The organism is Frankia sp. AiPs1, assembly GCF_023716945.1.
Lineage (GTDB): Bacteria > Actinomycetota > Actinomycetes > Frankiales > Frankiaceae > Frankia.
The window spans coordinates 1-1178 of sequence record NZ_JAMQQF010000988.1 but is presented as its reverse complement, the minus strand read 5'-3'; the positions used below and the strand labels follow the sequence as shown (position 1 = coordinate 1178).

General features: G+C 70.4%; 1 protein-coding gene. It reads left to right on the top strand.

Annotated elements, in window-relative coordinates; translation table 11 throughout:
- The coding region (locus ND748_RS32375; RefSeq protein WP_285903006.1) for a glycoside hydrolase family 26 protein at positions 1-1049 on the top strand (1049 nt) is incomplete at its 5' end.
- Between the last annotated feature and the right edge of the window lie 129 nt (positions 1050-1178).

Genomic DNA, 1178 nt, shown 5'->3' with positions numbered 1-1178 from the left:
CCGCGAGCCCGTCCGCCGCTGCCTCACCGTCGGCCTCGGCCGCCTCACCGTCGGCCGCCGGCTTGCCGACGGTTCCGCCGGCAAGCCCCACCCCCGCCACCGGCGCGACCAGCGCGGCCGCCCAGGCGGCCGGTGGCGCGTCGGAGATCGACGCCGGTGGGGGCAAGTCGGGCCTGCCCTGGCTGTCCGGGTTCCAGTCGCACCAGCTCGCGCAGCTCACGGAGTTCGGCAACTGGCGTGGGCGGCCCAACGACCTGGTCCACGTCTACACCGACCGCACGTCGGGTTGGGGCGGGCTCGTGCAGCCGACCTGGCCGGTCGACCTGTTCAAGGGTTTCGCCGGCAAGCTGCTGATCAGCGAGCCGACCTACCCCAAGGGGCAGGGCGACAACGGCTCCTGTGCCCGCGGTGAGTACGACAGCCAGTGGAAGAAGCTGGGCAGCTTCCTCGTCGAGCACGGCCGGGGCGACTCGATCGTCCGGATCGGCTGGGAGTTCAACGGCACGTTCATGTACTGGCACACCGACGCCGACCCGGGGACGTTCCGTACCTGCTTCCAGAAGATCGCGGCAGCCATCAAGTCCACCGACCCGCAGGTGAAGATCGACTGGACGTTCAACGCGCACAACTCCCCGGTGCCCACCGGCAACAGCCCGTGGGGCGCCTACCCCGGCGACGAGTACGTCGACTACGTCGGCATCGACGCCTACGACCACTTCCCGCCGTCGAAGGACGACGCGACGTGGAACAAGCAGTGCGAGGACGTCAACGGCCTGTGCTACGTGATCCGGTTCGCCCGGGAGCACGGCAAGAAGGTCGGGGTCGGCGAGTGGGGCGTGGCCTCCTGCAGCGGTGACGGTGGCGGCGACAACCCGTTCTACATCGAGAAGATGTTCGAGACGTTCAAGGCCGCCGGCGACGTGATGGGCTACGACGCCTACTTCAGCGATCCCACCCCCGGCAACGTCTGCTCGACGATTACGAACGGCGGCCAGAACCCGAAGTCCGCCGCCGAGTACAAGAAGCTGTTCGGCACCGGAGCAAGCTGACCGGCCACCGGGCGAACCAACGGCAGATCGTCGGGGCGGGGCGGGGGGGGGGGGGCCGGCCCGCCCCCGTTGCGGGTGTGCACATTCTCGGTCCCGCGGCCGGGCGGGGCCGTCCCCCGCCCTTCCGGG